Origin of the sequence: Hymenobacter terrenus (assembly GCF_000972495.1) — a bacterium.
GTDB lineage: Bacteria > Bacteroidota > Bacteroidia > Cytophagales > Hymenobacteraceae > Hymenobacter > Hymenobacter terrenus.
The window spans coordinates 1-506 of sequence record NZ_LATM01000143.1 but is presented as its reverse complement, the minus strand read 5'-3'; the positions used below and the strand labels follow the sequence as shown (position 1 = coordinate 506).

Annotated in this window: 1 protein-coding gene; it reads right to left on the bottom strand. The window is 70.4% G+C overall.

What is annotated here, in order from left to right:
- On the bottom strand, positions 1–506 hold a 506-nt coding region (locus tag WX88_RS31225), incomplete at both ends, for a hypothetical protein (protein ID WP_046247516.1).

Here is a 506-nt window from a genome sequence, read left to right as displayed (position 1 = left end):
GACTGGTTGCCGGCGTCGAGCGTGCTCGGGGCCGTCGTGCCCTGCGCGCCGACGGCCGCCGGGTCGTAGCTCAGCTGCGCGGCCTGGACCGGCGTGAGCACCAGCCCAGGGAAGGTGGTCGCATTCACCACCAGGTTATTGACGTAGAGCGTGCCGACGGCCGGCAGGCTCAGCAGCGTGTAGGCCACGATGGTATTGCCCGTCCCGTTGGGGGCGGCCGTGAGCGAGGTGATGTTGACCGGACCGGCCGTGTTGCCAAGCGGCGCCTGGCCGGCATTGCTGGCGGCGCGGCCATTGTTGACGATGTCGGCGGCCACGGGACCGGCCGGCCGCACGCTCGTTTGCTGCTCGTCGGTGTTATCGCCGGGGATGGGGTCGGCCGTCGGGCTGCTCACCGTGCTGCTCACGGTGTAGGGGTTGGTGGTCGGCACCGTCGCCGCCGTCGTGAAGCTCACCGTGTTCGACAGCGAGTTCACCGCCCCCGGGTTCACCGTCAGGCCCGCAAT